Origin of the sequence: Cupriavidus gilardii (assembly GCF_008801915.1) — a bacterium.
Lineage (GTDB): Bacteria > Pseudomonadota > Gammaproteobacteria > Burkholderiales > Burkholderiaceae > Cupriavidus > Cupriavidus gilardii.
This window is the reverse complement of record NZ_VZOV01000032.1, coordinates 1-21,176: the sequence shown is the minus strand read 5'-3', so window position 1 is coordinate 21,176 and position 21,176 is coordinate 1. Positions and strand designations below refer to the sequence as shown.

At 68.0% G+C, this 21,176-nt stretch carries 16 protein-coding genes, 1 tRNA gene and 3 pseudogenes; 6 read left to right on the top strand and 14 right to left on the bottom strand.

The genetic code is table 11. From position 1 onward, the window contains the following. Positions 1-82: 82 nt before the first annotated feature. From F7Q96_RS23905 to F7Q96_RS23895, 3 genes and pseudogenes are all read right to left on the bottom strand, one after another. Positions 83-2,296 (bottom strand): DUF6351 family protein, encoded by a 2,214-nt coding sequence (locus F7Q96_RS23905; protein WP_053823255.1) that lies wholly within the window; start codon positions 2,294-2,296, stop codon positions 83-85. Positions 2,297-2,565: 269 nt separating this feature from the next. Beyond that, positions 2,566-2,885, bottom strand: a pseudogene (locus tag F7Q96_RS27295) (helix-turn-helix domain-containing protein). Further along, positions 2,873-3,709 (bottom strand): DUF2243 domain-containing protein, encoded by an 837-nt coding sequence (locus tag F7Q96_RS23895; RefSeq protein WP_053822866.1) that lies wholly within the window; start codon positions 3,707-3,709, stop codon positions 2,873-2,875. The pseudogene F7Q96_RS27295 and the gene F7Q96_RS23895 overlap by 13 nt, the downstream one beginning before the upstream one ends. Between F7Q96_RS23895 and F7Q96_RS23890 the strand changes: the two genes are divergently transcribed. Continuing rightward, positions 3,708-4,097, top strand: coding sequence for a hypothetical protein (locus F7Q96_RS23890; protein WP_144425858.1), 390 nt, complete (start codon positions 3,708-3,710; stop codon positions 4,095-4,097). The two genes, F7Q96_RS23895 and F7Q96_RS23890, sit on opposite strands and share 2 nt — an antisense overlap. 380 nt (positions 4,098-4,477) lie before the next feature. Here the strand turns inward: F7Q96_RS23890 and F7Q96_RS23885 are convergent. The 9 genes and pseudogenes from F7Q96_RS23885 to def all read right to left on the bottom strand — a co-directional run bounded on the left by F7Q96_RS23885 (position 4,478) and on the right by def (position 13,853). Continuing rightward, positions 4,478-4,553: transfer RNA gene (locus F7Q96_RS23885), tRNA-Phe, on the bottom strand. Positions 4,554-4,618: 65 nt separating this feature from the next. Then, complete coding sequence (locus F7Q96_RS23880) at positions 4,619-5,311, bottom strand: response regulator (RefSeq protein ID WP_053822868.1); 693 nt, start codon at positions 5,309-5,311, stop codon at positions 4,619-4,621. 56 nt (positions 5,312-5,367) lie between these two features. Then, positions 5,368-7,827 (bottom strand): sensor histidine kinase, encoded by a 2,460-nt coding sequence (locus tag F7Q96_RS23875; RefSeq protein ID WP_053822869.1) that lies wholly within the window; start codon positions 7,825-7,827, stop codon positions 5,368-5,370. Positions 7,828-8,048: 221 nt separating this feature from the next. Then, a pseudogene (locus F7Q96_RS27290) lies at positions 8,049-8,885 on the bottom strand (DUF4390 domain-containing protein); the annotation flags it as partial. A gap of 4 nt (positions 8,886-8,889) precedes the next feature. Next, positions 8,890-10,263: a 16S rRNA (cytosine(967)-C(5))-methyltransferase RsmB gene (rsmB, locus tag F7Q96_RS23865; protein ID WP_151023391.1), complete on the bottom strand. Its 1,374-nt coding sequence runs from the start codon at positions 10,261-10,263 to the stop codon at positions 8,890-8,892. Positions 10,264-10,468: 205 nt separating this feature from the next. Continuing rightward, complete coding sequence (gene htpX / locus F7Q96_RS23860) at positions 10,469-11,329, bottom strand: zinc metalloprotease HtpX (RefSeq protein WP_053822871.1); 861 nt, start codon at positions 11,327-11,329, stop codon at positions 10,469-10,471. 163 nt (positions 11,330-11,492) lie between these two features. Beyond that, the gene (locus tag F7Q96_RS23855; RefSeq protein WP_053822872.1) at positions 11,493-12,143 is read right to left on the bottom strand and encodes a LysE family translocator; all 651 of its coding nucleotides are present in this window, start codon (positions 12,141-12,143) and stop codon (positions 11,493-11,495) included. 45 nt (positions 12,144-12,188) lie between these two features. Continuing rightward, complete coding sequence (fmt, locus tag F7Q96_RS23850; protein ID WP_053822873.1) at positions 12,189-13,193, bottom strand: methionyl-tRNA formyltransferase; 1,005 nt, start codon at positions 13,191-13,193, stop codon at positions 12,189-12,191. 153 nt (positions 13,194-13,346) lie between these two features. Next, complete coding sequence (def, locus tag F7Q96_RS23845; RefSeq protein ID WP_006579764.1) at positions 13,347-13,853, bottom strand: peptide deformylase; 507 nt, start codon at positions 13,851-13,853, stop codon at positions 13,347-13,349. Between def and F7Q96_RS23840 the strand changes: the two genes are divergently transcribed. The 4 genes from F7Q96_RS23840 to F7Q96_RS23825 all read left to right on the top strand — a co-directional run bounded on the left by F7Q96_RS23840 (position 13,852) and on the right by F7Q96_RS23825 (position 19,204). Further along, a complete protein-coding gene (locus tag F7Q96_RS23840; RefSeq protein ID WP_144425860.1) occupies positions 13,852-14,511 on the top strand; it encodes a hypothetical protein in 660 nt (219 codons plus the stop codon). The genes def and F7Q96_RS23840 overlap by 2 nt on opposite strands. An 84-nt stretch (positions 14,512-14,595) precedes the next feature. After that, complete coding sequence (dprA, locus tag F7Q96_RS23835) at positions 14,596-15,792, top strand: DNA-processing protein DprA (RefSeq protein WP_053822875.1); 1,197 nt, start codon at positions 14,596-14,598, stop codon at positions 15,790-15,792. A gap of 111 nt (positions 15,793-15,903) precedes the next feature. Beyond that, the gene (locus F7Q96_RS23830) at positions 15,904-16,329 is read left to right on the top strand and encodes a thioredoxin family protein (protein WP_053823256.1); all 426 of its coding nucleotides are present in this window, start codon (positions 15,904-15,906) and stop codon (positions 16,327-16,329) included. Between the two features lie 202 nt (positions 16,330-16,531). Beyond that, positions 16,532-19,204 (top strand): DNA topoisomerase III, encoded by a 2,673-nt coding sequence (locus tag F7Q96_RS23825; protein WP_053822876.1) that lies wholly within the window; start codon positions 16,532-16,534, stop codon positions 19,202-19,204. A gap of 94 nt (positions 19,205-19,298) precedes the next feature. On the opposite strand, the gene F7Q96_RS23820 is transcribed toward F7Q96_RS23825, so the two are convergent. Further along, entirely contained in the window at positions 19,299-20,258 is a 960-nt protein-coding gene (locus tag F7Q96_RS23820) for a LysR family transcriptional regulator (protein ID WP_053822877.1), read from the bottom strand. Positions 20,259-20,450: 192 nt separating this feature from the next. Between F7Q96_RS23820 and F7Q96_RS23815 the strand changes: the two genes are divergently transcribed. Beyond that, on the top strand, positions 20,451-20,681 hold the full coding sequence (locus tag F7Q96_RS23815) for a hypothetical protein (RefSeq protein WP_053822878.1): 231 nt from the start codon (positions 20,451-20,453) through the stop codon (positions 20,679-20,681). Between the two features lie 262 nt (positions 20,682-20,943). Here the strand turns inward: F7Q96_RS23815 and F7Q96_RS23810 are convergent. Further along, positions 20,944-21,176 (bottom strand): annotated as a pseudogene (locus tag F7Q96_RS23810) (hypothetical protein); the annotation flags it as partial.

Sequence of the window (21,176 nt, the reverse complement as noted above, 5' to 3'; positions counted from 1 at the left end):
TCGATGCATCGGCGCCGGCCCCCTTTCTCCGTCAGGGGGCAGTCCGCGCTGACAGGGCCATCAGGTCTTCACGGCCGCGCCGTCAGGGCTGCGTCACATCGAACAGCAGATTGACCGGCGACGGGCCGAACGACAGCCAGGTGCCCTTCAACGGCTGCTGCTCGACGCCCGGCCGCGACCAGTCGCAGACCCCGGTCGGGAAGATCGACTGCAGCCGGGCGAGCTGCGCAGGGGTCATCATCACCCTGTAGTCGGCCGGATCGATCGGCTTGAGCTGGCACTTGACGATATCGTCGGCCAGCGGGCCGCCGGCGACCATGCGCGGCGTGATGCCGGCCGGGTACAAGGTATTGCACTGGCCGGGGCCGTGCGCGGTCTGCGGCTCGATGATCTTGTTGCCGCTCGCGTCCCAGCACGCATCGACGAGGTCCGCCGGCTTGTTGCGCACCACCTTCTCGGCCTTGCTGCCCGGGCCGGTGTCGCGCAGCATCGCCGTCAGCCAGCGGTCCATCTGGTCGAAGTTGTCGTCGCGGATGGTGCCCGGCCCCACGATGACCTGGTTGTCCGCATGCCCGTTGGCCGCGATCAGGCGCGCGCGCACCGAGTAGCTGTGGATCTTGTTGTGGATGTCGCCGTTGACGCGATCGTCGAAGTAGTCGCGCTGATCGATGATCGGCGTCGTGGCCAGCCCGCCGCCGGTGGAGGTGATGCGGCCCGACTGATAGGCGCGCGCGATCGCGTCGAGGTCGCCGACCGTGCGCTGCGCGATCTTCTTGAAGTCGACGTCGACGCCGCCGATCTTCTCGTTCAGGTCGATGAACTGGTCGGCCGTGATCATGCCGTCGTTCAGCGCCTTCAGGCCGTACTGCACGCCGACATTGTCGATCGGCCGCTTGGCGAAGCCGCGCGCGTCCTTGCCGTAGACGTTGACGGTGTGGTCGTAGACGGTCGCGCGCACGCCGGTCGGGTTGGTGACCGGATGGTATTTCTGGTCGGCCGGGAAGCCCGCGGGGAACGACACCACCGGATCGAGACGGCCCGCGCTGCTGCTCATCGCGGCGATATTGCCCGGCTTCAGGTAGCCGGAGATCGCCGAGCGCTGCGCGTCGCTGTATTGGCCCGGCGCGTTCTGCGTGAAGTACAGGTGCAGCAGGCGCGAATCGTGCAGCTTGAAGAGCGTCGACGAGGTGACGTCCGGGAACACCGAGGTCACGATGATGCCGTCGAACAGGCCCGGATAGTTGTCGCCGGTCTGGTGGCTCTGATAGGCGCCGCCGGAGCCGCCGGTGCCGATCGTGAAGAACGGCGTGCCGTAGTTCTCGATCAGCCGTTCCTTGACCATCGCGATGGTCTCGGACGACAGCAGGTCGTTGCAGTTGTTGCCGAAGGTATTGAGCGAGGCGCTGGCCACCGCGTAGCCCTTGCGCAGGTAGTTGTGGTTCAGAACGGCCACCGGCGTGCCCTGCATGTACCAGCCGCCCTGGCAGCCGCCGCCGAGCGGATAGATGACCTTGCGGTTCCAGCCCGAGGGCGGTGCCAGCGGCGTTGGCTCGGCGTCCTTCAATGGGTCGTGCAGGATCGCGGTCTGGTAGATCGCGCGATTGATCGTGCCGGTCTCGACGCGAACGATGTAAGGCACGGTCGCGCCCGCGTTGTTGGTGGTGCTGGCCAGGTCCGCCGGATACGCGGCGACCGGAGTCGGCAGCGGCTTGAAGCTGTTGGCGGTCGAGCGGTAGACGTAGTGCACGCGGCGTTCGACCGAGCAGTTCTCGTCGAGCGGTGCGCCAAGCTTGCTGCCGTCGGGCAGCGTGAAATTCTGCGTCGCGCAGATGTAGGGCTTTTCGTGCGGGCCGGAGAACACGGGGCCGGTGATCGGATAGTTGGTCAGCGTCAGCGAGGTGCGCGCGGGGCCGTGCTTGACCTCCAGCGTGTTCTCGCCGAGCTTCAGTCCGCTGACGATGCCGAGCGCCTCGCGGTCGGCGGTCGGCGTGAAGGCGTCGCTGACATCGACGCCGTTGAGGCTGACCTTGAACTTGTTGCCGGGCGCACGCTCGCTGGCGCTCAGCCGGATCAGCGCATCGCCGCCCGTCACGCGCTCGGGCGCGGACGACAGCACGGTCGCCTCGACCGTGGCCCGATGTCCCAGGCCCAGGCCGGGCGCGTTCTCGGCGCTCTGCGGCTGCAGATTGCCGCCGCCCCCATCATCGCCGCCGCCGCATCCGGCGACCACCAATGCCGCCACCATCGCGACGGTCCCCAAGGACGGCCGCTTCCACCGAGCTGCTGTTTGCCGCATCGTCGTCTCCTGTTTGGCCGGCCTCGCCGGCACTGCCTTTTCCACGCTCCGCAGCGGAGCGGTCAGCGCGTCTGCCGTCTGTCGCGGCAGCTTGCGAGGCGCCTGCGTTGCAATGGGCGTGCCATTGCAGGCCATGCCCGATGTCAGCAGCTAAGTCGCTGAAAGACAAGCGTTTTGCCTTGCGGACAATGTCTGCATCGCGGCAGACATGGATGGGAATCCGCACAGCCGCACGCGCGCGGTGTGCGGAAAGTCGCGTCGGCGCGCAATCAGAAGTCGAGTTGCTGCGGCTGAATGCCAGGCGCGGCGGCAATCTTCTCGCGCGTCGATTTGCGCAGACGCTCGCCGCGTTCCTGCTGCGCGTACGCCGACTGGGAGATGGCGACTGGGAGATGCCGATACGGGCCGCGACATCGGATTGGGTCAGTCCGAGATGTTCTCGCCAGGCTCGCGCGGGCGTCGCGCCTTCGACCGTGCGCTGAACCACGGCATGCGGAATCAGACCCCGTTCCTCGGCATGGCGAGCGATGTAGTCCTGTCCAGCTCGACGTGGCCATTGGCCCGTCCGGAATGCGCCTAACGAACCCAGGCCGAACAGCCGGCCGGTGCTGCCGTCCCGCTGACGTACATCGCGCCATGCCGGTACAGGCGCAGCCGGTCCACCGCCTGGGCACCGCTGAGCACCCAGACGCCGCCGCCGGCATCGGTCCAGACGATGCGGGCGTCGCTGCCCTCCAGTGCGGCGAACAATTGCGAAGGCGCGGCGCCGGGGCGCATCACCACCGTGGTGGTATCGATCGTTGCCGCCCTTGCCGGGAACAGGTTCAGCGCGGCGCCGAGCAGCGAACCGCCGACCAGCACGGCCACGACCCAGCTCGCCGCAATGCCGGGGCCGCGCGGGCCGGCGCCGGCACGAGGTCCGGCACCCCTGCTCGTCTTGCGCATGCGGATGCCGACGATCAACGGGATCACGCCGAACAGGAACAGCCAGATCAGATCCCACAGCAAGGGGTTGGGGGAGTCCATGCGGATGCGGTGGATGCCGGTGATCCAGTGCGACAGCACCGCATCGACGACGTGCCAGACGCCGAAGCCGATCCAGAAGTTCGCCAGCAGGTGCCGGGGAGCGTTGGCGGTCGATAGTGCGTCGCGGCTTCGATACAGCAGCCACATCCCGATCGCCGCGATCACGTACATCAGCGCGTGGAACACGCCATCGGCCATCACCTGCACGCGCAGGTCGCCGAGCGCGCCGCCTTCGATGCCCGACAGCAAGTGATGCCACTGCAGGATCTGATGCAGCAGGATGCCGTCGAAGAAGCCGCTCATCGCGAAGCCAAGCGTGTAGCCGGCCCATGCGAACGCGCGCGGATGGACCGGTCCGGCAACAGGGATCGCACGGTCTGTCGGCATGGCATCGCTCCTTCGAATCGGTTGGGACGCAGTGGCTGCGCAATGCCAGCGCAAAGCCAAGCGGGCCGCACCGACGTCAGCCGATGGGCCCGCTTGCAGCGACGGGTGGTCGCGGATGGACGGCGGCGCTCAGCGCGTGCCGCTCGTGCCGGTGGCGGATCCGCTCGAGGTACCGGACGAGCTGCCGCTCGTGCTGGTCCCCGTGCCGGTGCCCGACCGCGAGCTGTCGGTCGGCGTCACCGTGCCCGAGCCCGAAACGGAACCGGATCCCGACCCCGTGCCGCTGCCGGCGGCGGTGCAGCCTGCGAGTCCGCAAGCCATGGCGAAAGCCAGGGCGGCGATAGAAGTCATCGTTCTCATATTTTGTTTTCCTCCAGCGGTGCGCTAAGTCCCCGTAGCGCTGACATGAACCCCGCGATCGGGGGCCGCCCGTCAATATGCAATCGGCGTTCCAATCGCGGGTTGGCGATGCGGCGATGGACCGGCCGTCTGTCGGTGCGGCGCAAGACAGCCTCGCCGGCTGGGTAAGACATACCAACGCTTGTAAGCTTTGCCGCCTGCGTGTCGGGCGGCATGCACGTTGTTGCAGCGTCGGTCGTGGCGGCGGGAGTGGTGGAAGGCTCGGCCGTTTTTGCGGCGGAACGGCGCGGCCACCTTGCGTGGCCAGGACGGGGCGAGGACGGGGCGAGAACGAAACAGGGGACCGGTGCCGGCAAGGCGGAGCACCAAAGAAAAACGGACGCCGAAGCGTCCGTTTTTCTTTCAACCTGGTGGCCTGGGACGGAATCGAACCGCCGACACAAGGATTTTCAATCCTCTGCTCTACCGACTGAGCTACCGGGCCAAAGAAGCGAAACTATAACAGCGGGCATGGGACTGGTCAACCCCCTGCCGGCGCGAATCTCGTGCTTACTGCTCGGCGGGCTCCGGCTTGTTGCGGCTCAGTTCGACGCCGAGCTGCTTGAGCTTGCGGTACAGGTGGGTACGCTCGAGTCCGGTCTTCTCGGCCACGCGCGTCATGCTGCCGTGCTCGCGCAGCAGGTGGTATTCGAAGTAGGCGCGCTCGAACATGTCGCGCGCCTCGCGCAGCGGCATGTCGAAGGAGAACTGCATTTCGGCCTCGGGGACGCGCTGCGGCGTGCCGTTGGCGGACGCGTCCGCCGGCGCGGTGTCGGCGGCGCGAGCGGCGGGCTCGGCGGCCGGTGCCGCGGGAACGGCCGCCGCGCGCGGACGTTCCTGGCCGCGTGCGAGGCCCTGCTCCACCGCGGACAGCAGCTTCTGCAGCGCGATCGGTTTCTCCAGGAAATTGAGCGCGCCGATCTTGGTCGCTTCCACCGCGGTATCGATGGTCGCGTGCCCGGACATCATGATCACGGGCATCGTCAGCTGGCCCTGGGAGGACCATTCCTTGAGCAGCGTCACACCGTCGGTGTCCGGCATCCAGATGTCGAGCAGCACCAGGTCGGGCGTATTGCCGGCACGGTATTCACGGGCTTGTTGCGCGTTTTCGGCTACTTCGACTACATGGCCTTCGTCGCTGAGGATTTCCGAGAGCAGTTCACGGATACCCATTTCGTCGTCGACTACGAGGATGGTTGCCATACTTTCCTCTTAACCCCTCCGCGGCGTTCCGGGTCGGACCGCATCATCATGCATCACTATGCCAGCTTGGCGAACAGGATCGATATCTGGGCGCCGGCGACTTCGGTGCCCTCCATGCGGTTGCGCAGTTCGATGCGCGCCCCATGTTCGTCAATGATCTTCTTCACCATCGCAAGACCCAGACCCGTCCCCTTGGCCTTGGTCGTCACGTATGGCTCGAACGCGCGGCTCAGGATGCGCGGGGCGAACCCCGGACCATTGTCAGCGATGGTCAGCTTGACAGCCTGGCGGCTTTCGCCGGCAGGATCTTTGTATTCTACAGTCTCGGTGTGCAGAGCGATACAAGGCGCCGGACGGCCCGCCGCCAGGTTCTCCGCGACCGCATCCTGCGCATTCTGCAGCAGATTGTGTATCACCTGCCGAAGCTGGGTCGGATCGCCCTTGATGTCGGGCAGATCGTCGGCCAGCGACGGATGAATCACGGGATGCTCGTGCAGGCCGGGATCGTCGATACCGTACAGATGCAGAACCTCGGCCACCAGCGCATTGAGCTGCAGCGTCTGCAGCATCGCCGGCGGCGTGCGGGCGTAGTCGCGGAAATCGTCGACCATGCGCTTCATCGCCGCTACCTGGTTAACGATCGTGGTGGCCCCGCGCTTTAGCACGTCCGCGTCGATGCCTTCGAGCTTGGACGCGAGCTTCATCTGCAGCCGCTCCGCCGACAGCTGGATCGGCGTCAGCGGGTTCTTGATTTCATGCGCGAGGCGCCGGGCCACTTCGCCCCATGCGACCGACCGTTGAGCCGAAATCACATCGGAAATATCGTCGAACACGACCACATAGCCCGGCTCGGCATGATCGCTGATATGGTCGCCGCCCGGCAGCCGCGCGCCGCGTACCAGCAGCGTCAGCGGCTGTTCTTCGTCGCCGTGCGGCAGTTCGATCTGCTTCTGCCAGTGCGCGGCGCCGCCGAGTACCTCGCTGGTGCTCTGCTCGGAGAAGGCCTGCCGCACGATTTCGCCGAACGCCGCCATGCCGGGAATGGCCTCGACCGGATGCCCGATGGTGGGGCCGAGCGGCTGGCCGAAGATCCGTTCGGCACCGGGGTTGGCCGTGACCAGCGAGAAGCGCCGGTCCATCACCAGCACGCCGGCGGTCAGGTTCTGCAGCACGCTTTCGAGGAAGGCCTTCGATTGCTCCAGCGCCGCGCGATTCTGCTCGACGGCCAGGCGCGCCTCGGCCAGCTGCCGCGTCATCATGTTGAACTGCTGCGTCAGCATGCCAAGCTCATCGCGGCTCTTCAGTTCGCGCTTGGGCGACAGATCGCCTTCGGCGACTTCCTTGGTCCCCTGCAGCAGCATCAGCAGCGGCCGCGCCAGCTGTCCGCCGAGCAGCAGCGCCAGCATCACCGCGATGAACACCGCGAGAAACAGCGTCAGCGTCAGCGTGCCGATATACATCTTGCGCAGGCCGGTGCGGCCCAGCGCCTTTTCCTGGTAGTCCTGATAGGCGCGCTGGACTTCGTCGGCATTGCGCGCGAGCACTGCGGGGACCGGATGCACGATCTGCAGATAGCGCTCCTCGCGCACCGTATCGCCGATCAGGCCGAAGCCCGACGACGGATAGTCCTCGGCGCGCCGCTCCAGCGACAGGCCCGAGCCGGCCCAGCGGTCCTTGCCCGCGGGACGCTGCGGCGCGCCCAGCGGCGCTTCGTCGGTAGGCGCCGCGGTGCCGAGCGGAATGATCACGCGCAACCGGTACAGGTGGTTGGCGTCGGCGCGCTCGGCTTGCGGATGGCCATCGCTGCCGCCGTCGGTGCCGGGATCGGTGCCGCCTTCGACCGCCGCGTAGCCGCCCGCAAGCCGGGCCTGCTCGACCAGCACGCCGGAAGGCAGGCTCGGCACCAGCATCGCGTAATTGCTCGACGCGGACGCGATCACGCGTCCGCCGCCGGTGAAGATCGAGGCCTCCTGCACGCCGTACTGTTCGCGCAGCCGGTTCAGCTGCAGCGAGTTGGTCGGCTCGCTGGCGCTGATGATCTGATCGCTCATCTGCCGGGCCTTGGCCTGCAGATCGGCCAGCGCGCTGTCGATGGTCGAGCGGCCCAGGTTCAGGCCTGCCTCGAGTGCGGTCTCGACGCGCACGTCGAACCACGATTCGATGCTGCGCGAGACGAATTGCAGCGACACCAGGTAGATCAGCACGCCCGGCAGCACGCCGACGATGCCGAAGAACAGTGCCAGCTTGGTCATCAGCCGCGTGCCGAACTTGCCGCGGCGATAGCGGACCCACAGCGCCACCGCGAGCGCGCCGATGATCAGCACCATCAGCACGCCGATCACCAGGTTGATCTTGTACAGCAGCGTGAAATAGCGGTCGAAGAATTCGGTGTTGGCGGACGCGGCAGCCAACAGCACCACCAGCACCAGCGCCAGGAAGACGATGGTGCCGGCGACCACGCGGCTCAGCACCCGGCGCAGCCGGCTGTCGAGCACGGTGTTCAGCGGAGAGATCATGGTTCGGCGACCAGCGACGACAGCGAGATCGGTGCCAGCATGCCGGCGACCGTGCGAGCGGATGCCGGCGACGGCGGACGGGCGTTGCCGATGCCCGGCGCCGAGGCCGGCGCGGCATTGGGCGTGGAAGCGGGGGCCGTCGCACCACCTGGCACAGTGCTCGGCGCACTGCTCGGGCTACTACCCGGTGCACTGCCGGGAACGCCGCCGGGCGCGGAAGGCGGCATCGAGGCCGGGGCCGAACCCTGTCCCGGTGCCGACGCGGCCGGCGCCGCCGACGCGTTCGCGGGCGAAGCCGCGTGTCCGTTCGCCGGTGCTGGCGTCGGCGCGGCCGGCGAAGCCGGGGCGGCAGGCGCGGGAGGTGCCGCAGGCGCGGCGGGTGCCGGAGGTGGCGGTGCCTCGGCGACCGGCGTATAGGCAAAGCGCCGCCAGTCGGACGACAGGTTCCAGTCGCGCGTATTGACCGCATTGATCTGGAACGGCTTGGGCAGTTGCGACAGGTCCAGCCGCATGCGGACCTCGGCCTGGTATGGCACGCCGAGCTTGACGTCGCCGCGCTCGAACACGCGCCAGCCACGCACCTGCTTGATGAAATCGAGTGCGCCCTTCAGCCGCATGAAGGGCAGCTGCAGTCCGCCGGTCGAGACCCGGTACTGCCGCGTCAGCGGATGGAAGGTCAGCCGGACGCTGCGGCTGGTGCTGACCGGCTTTTCGTCGAACCAGTACCAGCGCGGTCGGCTCAGCTGGAAATCCACCGCGAAATACAAGGGGATGCCCTTGTGCAACGCGTCCTCCAATGCCGGCGACAGCTCGAAGTTGAAGGCGGCGTTCAGCTCGAAGCCGCCGTCCTGATATTCGATGCGCGCCTCGCGCACCTCGATGTTCTGTGCGTGGCCGGCGCGCGGCGACAGTGCGCCCGCGCAAAGGACCAGCACCATCAACAGCAGCCACGCCAGCCGGCGCAGCGCGGCCACGCCGATACCGGCATGGTTGGCTGCGGATCCGCACGCCTTGTCGTCATGGGCACGGAGGACGGACAAGCGAAGCGGTGCGAGCATCGGATCAGAGGCGTTTCTGGAAGCGGGCGTAGAAGAAACCGTCGTGGTCCGACGGCAGGCCATCGTGGCTGCCGGTCCCGCCATCAGCCACGCCATTGGGGATGCTGCCGGGCAGCAGCTGGCCGGGCGCCTGCAATCGTATCGCATCTGGTAGCTGGTCACCAAACCAGCGCGCCTGCTCCTCGCCCTCCGTTGGGAAAATAGAACAAGTCACATACACCAGAATGCCGCCCGGTTTCAGCAGCGGCCACAGCTGCGAGACGATGCGGCGTTGCTCGTTGACGAGCCTGGCCAGATCGCTTTCGCGGCGCAGCCAGCGGATATCGGGATGGCGGCGCACGATGCCGGAGGCCGAGCATGGAACATCGGCCAGGATGCGGTCGTATGGCTTGCCGTCCCACCATGCCTGCGGCCGGCTGGCGTCGCCGATCACGACCTGCGCGCGCTGGTGCAGCCGCGCGAGATTCTCGTCGATGCGCTGCGCACGCACGGCATCGCTCTCGACCGCGGTCAGATCCACATCGGCCAGTTCGAGCAGATGGCCGGTCTTGCCGCCGGGCGCGGCGCAGGCATCGAGCACGCGCTGGCCATCGGCGATCTCGAGCAGCGGCGCCGCCAGCTGCGCGCCGGCGTCCTGCACCGAGACTTCGCCGCTGTCGAAGCCGGGCACCTGCGCGACCGGCAGCGCGCGCGCCAGCCGTACCGCCTGCACGCCGACGCGCTGCGCGCCGATGCCCGCGGCGGCAAGCCGGGCCAGATAGTCGTCGAGCGAAACGCGCGCGGTATTGACCCGCAGCGTCATCGGCGGCCGCTCGTTCGCGCTGGCGGCCAGCGCCTGCCAGCGATCGGGATAGGCCTCGCGCAGCAGGCGCAGCCACCATGCGGGCAGATTCCAGCGTGCCTCTTCGTCGCGGCGCACTTCGGCAAGCAGCGTCTGTCGATCGCGCAGGAAACGCCGCAGTACCGCGTTGACCATGCCGCGTGCATGCGCGGACTTCGGATCGGAAGCGGCGGCATTGACGGCCTGGTCCACCACGGTGAAGGCCGCATAACCGCCCTGCCCGCCATCCTGCCCCTGGTCCTTGTCGCCTTCGATCAGCAGCGTCAGCGCGACCGCGAGCAGCGAATCGACCAGCGCGCCGGGCGGGCGCGACACCATGCGCGTGACCAGAGCGCGCACGGTGCCGAACTCGCGCATGGTGCGATAGGCCAGGTCCTGCAGCGCGCCGCGCGCGCTGGCGTCCCGCGTACGCTCGAGCCGGTACTGTGCGCAGGCGGCATCGATGGCCTGCGGCAGCGCGCTGCCCTCGTTGACGCTGCGTACCGCGGCCGCGGCGGCAAGCATCTGGAAGGCCAGGGAATCGGGAGGCAAACGCATGGATCGGACACCGTGAGGAAACGAACTGACAAGAAGACGCGGAAATGCGTGCAGGAATGCGGTCGGCGCGCTGCGCAAGACCAAGGGGCAGCGCATGCGGCCATCGCGCGGACATCAAAAAGCCCGCCGGCTCGCAGGGAGCACGGCGGGCAGTTTACCCTGTCGGCGCCGACCGACCGCTGTGGCGGCTGGCACGCGGCTCCAATCAGACCGGATACGTCCCGGTCTGCGCCATCTGCATCAGCCGCGCGACGCGCTCCTCGGTGGCAGGGTGCGTCGAGAACAGATTGGCGATGCCGCCGCCCGACAGCGGATTCAGGATCATCATCTGCGCGGTGGCCGGATGCTGCTCGGCGACCTGGAACGGAATGCCGCGCGCATAGCGGTCGATCTTGTCCAGTGCCATCGCCAGCGCCTGCGGATCGCCGCTGATTTCGGCGCCGCCGCGATCGGCCTCGAATTCGCGCGCCCGCGAGATCGCCATCTGGATCAGCGACGCGGCCAGCGGCGCCAGGATCGCCATCGCGATGCTGGCGATCGGATTGGCCGGACGGCCTTCCTCGTCGCGCCCGCCGAAGAACATCGCGAAGTTGGCCAGCGCGGCGATCGCACCGGCCATGGTGGCGGCAATCGTCGAGATCAGGATGTCGCGATGCTTGACGTGCGCGAGCTCGTGCGCCATCACGCCGCGCAGCTCGCGGTTGCTCAGCACGCGCAGGATGCCGGTGGTCGCGGCGACCGCCGCGTTCTCGGGATTGCGGCCGGTGGCGAAGGCGTTGGGCGCGTCCTCGTCGATCAGGTAGACGCGCGGCATCGGCAGGCCGGCGCGCTGCGCCAGTTCCTGCACCATGCCGTAGAACTGCGGGGCACTGGCCGCGTCGACTTCCCGCGCGTTGTACATGCGCAGGACCATCTTGTCCGAGAACCAGTACGAAAAGAAATTCATGCCCAGCGCCATCAGCAGCGCGAACATCATGCCGCTGCGGCCGCCGATCATGCCTCCGATGACGATGAACAGCGCCGTGATGGCCGCCATCAGCATGAAGGTCTTGACCCAGTTGAACATTGCCGTGGTCTCCGTGGTAACGCCGTCGCGCGCTGCGGCACCCCCGGTGCCCGGCTGTTCCGCAGCCGTTGTCGAGGCGCCGCGCGCGATCGCGCGATGACGGTTAGATAGGGTCCGGACCGCTGAATTCAATGCCGGCAAGGGTTTTTTGCCGGCGCCGGCGCTAGCGCTGCGTCATCGCCAGACGCGCGCCCAGGCCGATGAAGGCCATGCCGATGACGCGGTCGAGCCAGCACTTGAGCCGCGGCGCTTCGCCGGCCCGGCGCGTCAGCGTGCCGGCCATCCACGCGACTGCCACGGTCCACACCGTCGACATCGCCACCATGATCGCGCCCAGCGCGAGGAAGGCCAGTGTCTGCTGGCCGGCGCGCGGATCGACGAACTGCGGGATGAACGAAACGAAGAACAGGATCACCTTCGGGTTCAGCACGTTGGTCAGGAAGCCCTGCATGAACAGCGCGCGCAGGCTGCGGCGGTCGGTGGCGGGCGCTTGCGCGGCAGCCCCGGCGCCGCGGGCGGACGTGCGCCAGCTCGACCAAAGCAGCTTCAAGCCCAGCCATGCCAGATAGGCGCCGCCCGCGTACTTGATCGCCGTGAACGCCACCGGCGAGGCGGCCAGCACCGCGGTCAGCCCGAACGCGGTCGCCAGCGCATGCACGCAGCAGCCGGCGCTGACGCCAAGCGAGGACATCACGCCCGCGGCGCGGCCCTGCGCCACGCTGCGGCCGACGATATAGGCGGTATCGGGCCCGGGCGTCACGTTCAGCAGAAACACGGCGCCGATAAACAACGGCAGGTCGACGATGCCCAGCATGATGGTCGGTCCTCGCGCAAGTTCGATCGGCCGAATTATGCCGGGTTATGCCGCGCCGTCGGGAACCGCGCAGCGCGTGCCGGCCGGCAGCGGCGTGCCCTGCAGGAAGGCCTGCGCAGGCAGGCGCCGGCCTCCGGCCTTCTGCAGCTCGGTGATGCGCAGCGCGCCTTCGCCGCAGGCGATCACCACACCGTGCGCGTCCGCGGCCAGTACCGACCCTGCTGCCGCGTCGCCATGCTCGGGCGCACGTGCCAGCGGCTCGGCCTGCCAGCACTTGATCGCCGCCTCGCCGATCTGCACGCTGGCGCCGGGGAAGGGATTGAAGGCGCGGATCTGCCGGGCCAGCTCCACCGCGGGGCGGCGCAGGTCGAGCCGCGCCTCGTCCTTGCCGATCTTCTCGGCATAGGTGATGCCATCGTCCGGCTGCGGCTCGGCAGGCAGCGCGCCATCTGCCGCCAGCCGGCGCAGCGCCTGCACGATCATGCGGCCGCCCAGCGCCGCCAGCGTGTCGTGCAGCGCGCCGGTGGTGGTGTCCTCGTCGATCGGCACCGCTTCGCGCGCGATCATCGCGCCGGTATCGAGGCCCTCGTCCATCTGCATCAGCGTGATGCCGGTCTGTGCGTCGCCCGCCTCGATGGCGCGGTGAATCGGCGCCGCGCCGCGCCAGCGCGGCAGCAGTGAGGCGTGGATGTTCAGGCAGCCATGGCGCGGCAGCGTCAGCACCTCGGCCGGCAGGATCAGGCCATAGGCGGCCACGACCATCACATCGGGCGCCTGCGCGGCCAGCGCGTCGATCGCGCCGACCGCTTCGTCGGGGTACTTGCCATGGCGGCGCAGCGAGCGCGGCTGCAGGATCGGACCGAGCCCGTGCGTCAGCGCATGCTGCTTGACCGGGCTGGCCTGCAGCTGCATGCCGCGTCCGGCCGGCCGGTCCGGTTGCGTCAGCACCGCGACCACCGGAAAGCCGGCCTCGACGATGGCCGCGAGCGCGACGCGCGCGAATTCGGGCGTGCCGGCAAAGGCGACGCGCAAAGGGGCGGGGCTGGTCATCGAACGCTCCGGCTGGACGGTTGGGCCCGGGTTGGGCTCGGGTTGGGGCTCTGAAAGGCAACACCGGCCGCGAGGGCGGCCGGTGCGGGAACTGCAAGGAGACATCAGCATAGCAAACCCGCTGCCGCGGGCTCGCTGTTCGCTGGCTTGCGCTTACATCCGGGTGCGCGCGCGCTTCTGCAGCTTGGACTTGATGCGGTTCAGCTTCAGCGGCGACAGGTATTCGACGAAGACCTTGCCCTTCAGGTGGTCCATCTCGTGCTGGATGCAGACCGCCAGCAGATCGTCGGCCTCGAGCTCGAACGTCTCGCCGTTCTCGTTCAGCGCGCGCACGCGCACACGGTCGGGACGCTCGACGCGGTCGTAGACCTCGGGCACCGACAGGCAGCCCTCTTCCCAGACCTTGCGGTTGTCGCTGGCCCAGACGATCTCGGGATTGATGAAGACGCGCAGTTCGTCGCGGGTCTCCGAGATATCGATCACGATGACCTGCTCGTGCACGTCGACCTGGGTCGCCGCCAGGCCGATGCCGGGGGCTTCGTACATGGTTTCCGCCATGTCCTTGACCAGTTGGCGGATGCGGTCGTCCACCTGCGCGACGGGCTTGGCCACGATGTGCAGGCGAGGATCCGGGTAGGTGAGGATGTCGAGTTTGGCCATGGTGCTGATGCGCGACGCCGTTGCCGCCGCGGCTTGCCGCTGCTGTCGTTTGGGCCGTTGTCGCATTGTCGCGGCAAGGCCCATGTCAGCAAAATCGGGGCGCGAATGGAAAAAATCAAGGCGCGCCGGCGGCCGCTGCGCGCTGTTGGGGATACCCCAAGGGGTCAATCCGGCCAAGGCATCCGACCGGCTCGACAAAGTGCGCGATCTTACCAAAGAACCTCAGGCTGCGCCGCGATGGCGGTGGCAGTTCCGGCCATGGCGGCCGTGGCGCCGCCTGGCGCTGGCCGTTGCCGGGCTGGCGGCGGCCCTGCCCTGCGGCGCCGGCCCCACCATCGTTGCGCTTGCGGATGGGCGGCAGTTCGGCGCTGCCGGCGATCTTGCTTATGTGCTTGACATGCCGCTCGATGCCGCGATGGGCAGCCGCTGGCAGGTGTGCGCGCCATCCGGGGCAAATCCGGAGGACGTACGGCCTGGCCCGGCCACGCCTCGGCAGCCGCACGATACGCCGGCGCAGAACCTGGGTACGGTCGAACTGGTGTCGCCGCCTCGAGCGCCGGGCGGCATGGCGATCGTCACCGTGGTGTCTTCCGTGCGCGAGGTCACGCCGGGCAGCGTCCTGGTGCCCTTGCTGGCCGCACGGCCAGAAGTCGAATAGACCGCCCATCTGACCCCCCATCCGACCCGCGCAACTGACCCGCCTATCTGACCCGCCTATCTGACCCGCCTACCTGACCCGCCCATGCCGGAACCGTGCGCCGCTACCGATGCCCGCCCCGCTGCGATCGACCCGGACGAGGTCGCGGCCTGGCTGCGTCTGGACGCGGTGCCGGGACTCGGCCGGCGCGCCGCGCGGCTGTTGCTGGACAAGCTCGGGCTGCCGCAACAGGTGCTGTCGGCCGGAGAAGCGCAACTCGCCCGCTGGCTGCCGTTGCCCGTGGCCCGCGCGGTGCGGGCACAACCGGATCCGGCCTTGTCGGCGCGGATCGCGCGCACCGTAGCGTGGCTGCGCGAACCCGGCCACCACCTGCTGACGCTGGCCGAACCGCGTTATCCGCGCGCGTTGCTGGACCTGAGCGACCCGCCGCTGATGCTTTACGCCCGCGGCCGGCTGGAACGCCTGCACGGTCCGGCGCTGGCGGTGGTCGGCGCGCGCAACGCCACCGTGCAGGGCGGCCGGGACGCGCAGATGTTCGCGTCGGCGTTCTCGGCCGCGGGGATCGCGGTCGTGTCCGGCCTTGCGCTCGGCATCGACGCGGCCGCGCATGCCGGCGGACTCGGCGCCCGGGGCGGCACCATCGCGGTGGTCGGGACCGGCCTGGACCGCTGCTACCCCGCCTCGCACCGGGCGTTGGCGCAGCGGATTGCGGCCGAGGGCCTGCTGCTCAGCGAGCTGCCGCTGGGCACGCCGGCCCGCAGCCAGCATTTTCCGCAGCGCAACCGGCTGATTGCGGCGCTGTCCCGCGGCGTGCTGGTGGTCGAGGCGGCCCTGCGCTCGGGCTCGCTGATTACCGCGCGGCTGGCCGCCGAGCTCGGGCGCGAGGTGTTCGCGGTACCCGGCTCGATCCACGCGCCGCTGGCGGCGGGCTGCCACCGGCTGATCCAGCAGGGCGCCAAGCTGGTGGAATGCCCGCGGGATGTGTTCGACGAACTGGGTCTGGACGACTGCTCCGGCATCATCGGCAAGCCGGGCGCGACGAGGTGCGGAACGGTGACAGCGGCAGTGGGCGCGGCGCCGTGCGGCCGCGCCGATGCGCTGGGCACCGCGCTGGCGTACGATCCGGTCGACGCCGACACGCTGTGCGCCCGTACCGGGCTGCCGCCGGAGGCCGTCTGCGGCGCGCTGCTGGAACTGGAGCTGGCCGGTGCGGTCGAGCGAATGCCCGGCAATCTGTACCGGCGTCTGGCGGGCTCACCGGCGCCGCGCGGCACCGGATAGCCGGAGTCGCTACAATCGCCGTTCCTCGTGCCTGAACCGGCGCAAATCGACAACGAGACCGTCGATGAAGCGCTCGATCAAGCACTGGCAAGGCTCATGTTTGGATCTCCGATGGCCGTTTACTTTCCCGAACGCGATGCGGCCGCGATAGCCGCGGCACTGCGGGCACATCCCGAGGGTCGCCTGGTGGCATGTCTTTGCGCCGAGTGGTGCGGCACCTGCCGCGACTATCTGACGGTCTGGCGCGAGCAGGCCGCACGCCATCCGGATGACTGCTTCGTCTGGATCGATATCGAGACCCACGCCGACGCACTGGGCGATATCGATATCGAGAACTTCCCGACCGTGCTGGTGCAGGATGCCGCCGGCGGGGCGCCGCAGTTCTATGGCACCTTGCTGCCCCACGCCGACACGCTGGCCCGATTGTTGAGCCGCGGCGCGGCCATGCCGGCCGGCGCAGAAGCGCCGCCGGATCTGCTCGGCTGGTTGAATCCTGACGGATTGGCCCGGTCACAACAGGGAGAAAGCGGCGTTTGAAGCCCGCAGGGGCCGGCTACGAAGCGGGTCCGGGCCGACGATGCGGCGCGAAGGCGGCGATGGAACTCGCCTTGCACCGTTGTCAATACCCCGCTTATTATTGGCGCCTCATGGCCCCCGGGGGGCCTCAAGTGTGCTGTTTACATATTAGTGCTGTGCCAAACGCGGTCCGCCAAGGGGCGGCCGGCAAGGATTCCCACCCATGTCCAAAGCTCTCATCATCGCGGAAAAGCCATCGGTCGCGGCCGATATCGCCCGTGCGCTCGGGGGCTTTACCAAGCATGACGAGTATTACGAGAGCGACGATTATGTGCTCTCGTCCGCCGTCGGCCACCTGGTGGAGATCGCCGCGCCGGACGAATACGAGGTCAAGCGCGGCAAGTGGAGTTTCGCCAACCTGCCGGTGATCCCGCCCCACTTCGACCTGCGTCCGATCGCCAAGACCGAGTCGCGCCTGAAGGTGTTGAACCGGCTGATCAAGCGCAAGGACGTCACCCGACTGATCAACGCCTGTGACGCGGGACGCGAGGGCGAGCTGATCTTCCGGCTGATCGTGCAGCAGGCCAAGGCCAAACAGCCGGTGCAGCGGCTGTGGCTGCAGTCGATGACGCCGCAGGCGATCCGTGACGGCTTCGCCAGCCTGCGCGAGGACGCCGAGATGCTGCCGCTGGCCGACGCCGCGCGCTGCCGCTCCGAGGCCGACTGGCTGGTCGGCATCAACGGCACCCGCGCGATGACCGCCTTCAACAGCAAGGGCGGCGGCTTCTTCCTGACCACGGTGGGCCGGGTGCAGACGCCGACGCTGTCGATCGTGGTCGAGCGCGAGGAGAAGATCAAACACTTCGTGCCGCGTGACTATTGGGAAGTGCGCGCCGAATTCATCGCCGCCGCCGGACTGTACGAGGGCCGCTGGTTCGACCCGAAGTTCAAGAAGAACGAGTTCGATCCCGAGGCACGCGAATCGCGGCTGTGGAGCGAGGCCGAGGCCAAGAGCATCGTCGCCGCGTGCCGCGACAAGCCGGGCACGGTCAGCGAGGAGTCCAGGCCGTCGACGCAGTTGTCGCCGGCGCTGTTCGACCTGACCAGCCTGCAGCGCGAGGCCAACTCGCGCTTCGGCTTCTCGGCCAAGAACACGCTGGGCCTGGCGCAGGCGCTGTATGAAAAGCACAAGGTGCTGACCTACCCGCGTACCGATTCGCGCGCGCTGCCCGAGGACTATATGGGCACGGTCAAGGAAACGCTGGACATGCTGGCGGACAGTTCGCCGAACTACCTGACGCATGCGAAGAAGATCCTCGCCAGCGGCTGGGTCAAGCCGAACAAGCGGATCTTCGACAACAGCAAGATCAGCGATCACTTCGCCATCATCCCGACGCTGCAGGCGCCGAAGAACCTGTCCGAGCCCGAGCAGAAGCTGTACGACCTGGTGGTGCGCCGCTTCCTGTCGGTGTTCTTCCCGGCCGCCGAGTACCAGGTGACCACGCGGATCACCGAGGTCGCCGGCCACCACTTCAAGACCGAGGGCAAGGTGCTGGTCAACCCGGGCTGGCTGGTGGTCTACGGCCGCGAGGCCCAGGGCGACGATGCCAACCTGGTGCCGGTGGCCAAGGACGAGAAGGTCCGCACCGACAAGGTCGAGCCAGTGGGGCTGACCACCAAGCCGCCGGCGCGCTACAACGAAGCGACGCTGCTGTCGGCGATGGAAGGCGCCGGCAAGCTGGTCGATGACGACGCACTGCGCGAGGCGATGGCCGGCAAGGGCCTGGGCACACCGGCGACGCGCGCGGCCATCATCGAAGGGCTGCTGACCGAGAAATACCTGGTGCGCGAGGGCCGCGAACTGATTCCGACCGCCAAGGCGTTCCAGCTGATGACGCTGCTGCGCGGCCTGGGCGTCGAGGAACTGACGCAGGCGGAACTGACCGGCGAGTGGGAACACAAGCTGGCGCAGATCGAGCGCGGCCGGCTCAAGCGCGACGAGTTCATGCGCGAGATCGCGCAGATGACGCAGCAGATCGTCAAGCGCGCGAAGGAATACGACAGCGACACCATCCCCGGCGACTACGCGACGCTGCAGACGCCGTGCCCGCAGTGCGGCGGCCAGGTCAAGGAGAACTATCGCCGCTTCGCCTGCACGGCTTGCGAGTTCTCGATCAGCAAGATCCCGGGCGGCCGGCAGTTCGAGATCGACGAGGTCGAGACGCTGCTGCGCGACAAGGAAATCGGGCCGCTGCAGGGCTTCCGCAGCAAGATGGGCCGCCCCTTCGCCGCGATCCTGAAGCTCGCGCGCGACGACGACGGCAACTACAAGATGGAGTTCGACTTCGGTCAGAACGAGGACGATAACGACGGCGAGCCGGTCGACTTCAGCGGCCAGGAGCCGGTCGGCACCTGCCCGAAGTGCAGGGGCTCGGTGTTCGAGCACGGCATGAAATATGTCTGCGAGAACGCGGTGGGCTCGCCCAAGTCGTGCGACTTCACCACCGGCAAGATCATCCTGCAGCAGGAGATCTCGCGCGAACAGATCGGCAAGCTGCTCGACCAGGGCCGCACGGACCTGCTGACCGGCTTCAAGTCCTCGCGTACCGGCCGCAACTTCAAGGCTTATCTGGTCAAGCAGCCGGACGGCAAGATCGGCTTCGAGTTCGAGGCGCGCGAGCCGAAGGCGGGTGCAAAGACGGCGGGCGCGAAGACAGCGGGCGCCAGGACATCGGCGAAGTCGGCAGCCAAGTCGGCAGCCACGACCACCGAAGCCGGCGCGGCGGCCGGCAAGCCGGCGAGCAAGACCGCAACCAAGGTCGCGGCCAAGGCGGCCAGCAAGACCCCCGCCCGGAAGACCGCGCGGGCCAAGACGACGGCCAGCGCCAACGAATAGGCCGCGGCGACCGAGGCCGGCACACGTGGGCCTCGGTGCTTCGGTGCACTTCCCGGTTCTTCGGGGTTTGTCGCCGTTCGCCGCCGATGTCCGGTCAGTTCGCCGCCGGGCTGCCCGCGCCGGCCGCCGCGGCGACGTCCACGGTCCCGCCCGCGCCATCCGCACTCTTTTTCTTCCCCTCTTCCAGCAGGAAGTCGATGAAGGCTCGTGCCTTGGTCGGCAGGAATTTGCGGCTCGGATAGACCACGCTGATGTCGCGGCGCGGCAGCTGGTATTGCGGCAGGATGTGCTCGAGCAGGCCCGCTTCGATGCTGGGCCGGGCCAGATACGAAGACAGCATCGCGATGCCGAGATTGGCCAGCGCCGCCTGGTGTGCCAGTTCGGCATTGCTGCAGACCATGCCGGGCCGGATCGGCACGGTCACTTCGCCTTCCGGGCCGGATAGCGTCCAGGCGTGCTCGGCATTGGTCAGACGCATCGCGATGCAGCGGTGCTGCGTCAGCTCATGGGCATGGCGCAACGGTGCGTGGGCGCGCAGATAGCCCGGGGACGCGCACAGGATCACCTCGGCGGACAGCAGCGGCCGCGCCACCAGATGCGAGCCCAGACCGAGGTCGGACAGCACGATGCCGACGTCCCGGCCCTCCTCGACGATATCGATGCTGCGGTCCGACAACAGCACATCGAACACCACGTCGGGGTACATCTGCTGAAAGCGCGCCAGCATGTCCGGCAACAAGTGTAGACCGAACATCACAGGCGTGACGATCCGCAATGTGCCCGACAGCGACTGGCTGCGCGCGGTCACGACCGACTCGGCTTCCTCGACGTCCTCCAGGATCTGCTGGCAGCGCTGCAGGTAGGTTTCGCCGGCATCGGTCAGCGACAGGCTGCGGGTGGTCCGGTTCAGCAGCCGGGTACCCAGATGGCTCTCCAGGTCCGCGACATAGCGGGTCACCACCGCGTTGGACATCTCCAGTTGCTGCGCCGCACGGGCGAAGCTGCCAAGTTCGACGACCTTGGCGAACACGCGCATCGATTGCAGCCGATCCATTGCACAGTCTCCCTTTTTTCTTCCCCATTTTTCCACAGCTTGGGGTTTTTGTTGTTCTTTATAGAACTAATCATTGTGTGCGGTAATGTTTATTCATATAAGGGAAATGCCTAATATGCATCCATCGGATGCCGCACTGCAGCGAAATCCCGCCGCCGCGGACGTCCTCCCGAACAGAAAAAAGGACACATCATGACGATCTCCCGCTTTGCCCTGACCGCTGCCGCCACCGCCCTGGCGGCCACCCTGACCGCCGCTCCCGCGTTCGCCAAGGCCGGCAAGTTCGATCCGTACACCGACGGCGCCAAGGCCGGCCAATTCGACGTGTTCACCGAAGGCGCCCGCCAGGGCAAGTTCGACGTCTTTACCGAAGGCGCCCGCCAGGGCCAGTTCGACGTCTTCACCGAAGGCGCCGCCCGCTAAGTCAGCCTCCCCCTGGGCCGCTTCCCCGGCGGTCCCCCCGATGCCCGTGCTTCGGCACGGGCATCGTCGTTTACGGCACGGACCACTGTCGCCTCCGCGAAAGCGGAAAGCCCGGCTTCCTGGCCGCGCGCCTGCCGCCGCCGGGTCCGCGCACTCGCACGGGCGATGCATACGCGGAATCGGACACCCGGGTTCGCCGCCGCAAACAAAACGGGCCGCTTGCGCGGCCCGTCGAACTTGCTGTCAGGTGTTGCCCCCGCGATCAATCGTCCCAATCACGATGGCCGCGGCGGTGGTGGCGATGCTTGTTCTTGTACTTGCTCTTGTGATAGCCGCGGTCGCGGTAGTAGCGGTCGCGGTCGTTGGCGTACGAGTTGCTGCGCGAGATATTGCCGCCCAGCGCAGCGCCCGCGCCGCCGCCCAGGGCCGCGCCGACCAGGCCGCCGGTGCGGCCGCCCATCGCGTTGCCCGCCGCCGTACCCGCGCCGCCGCCGA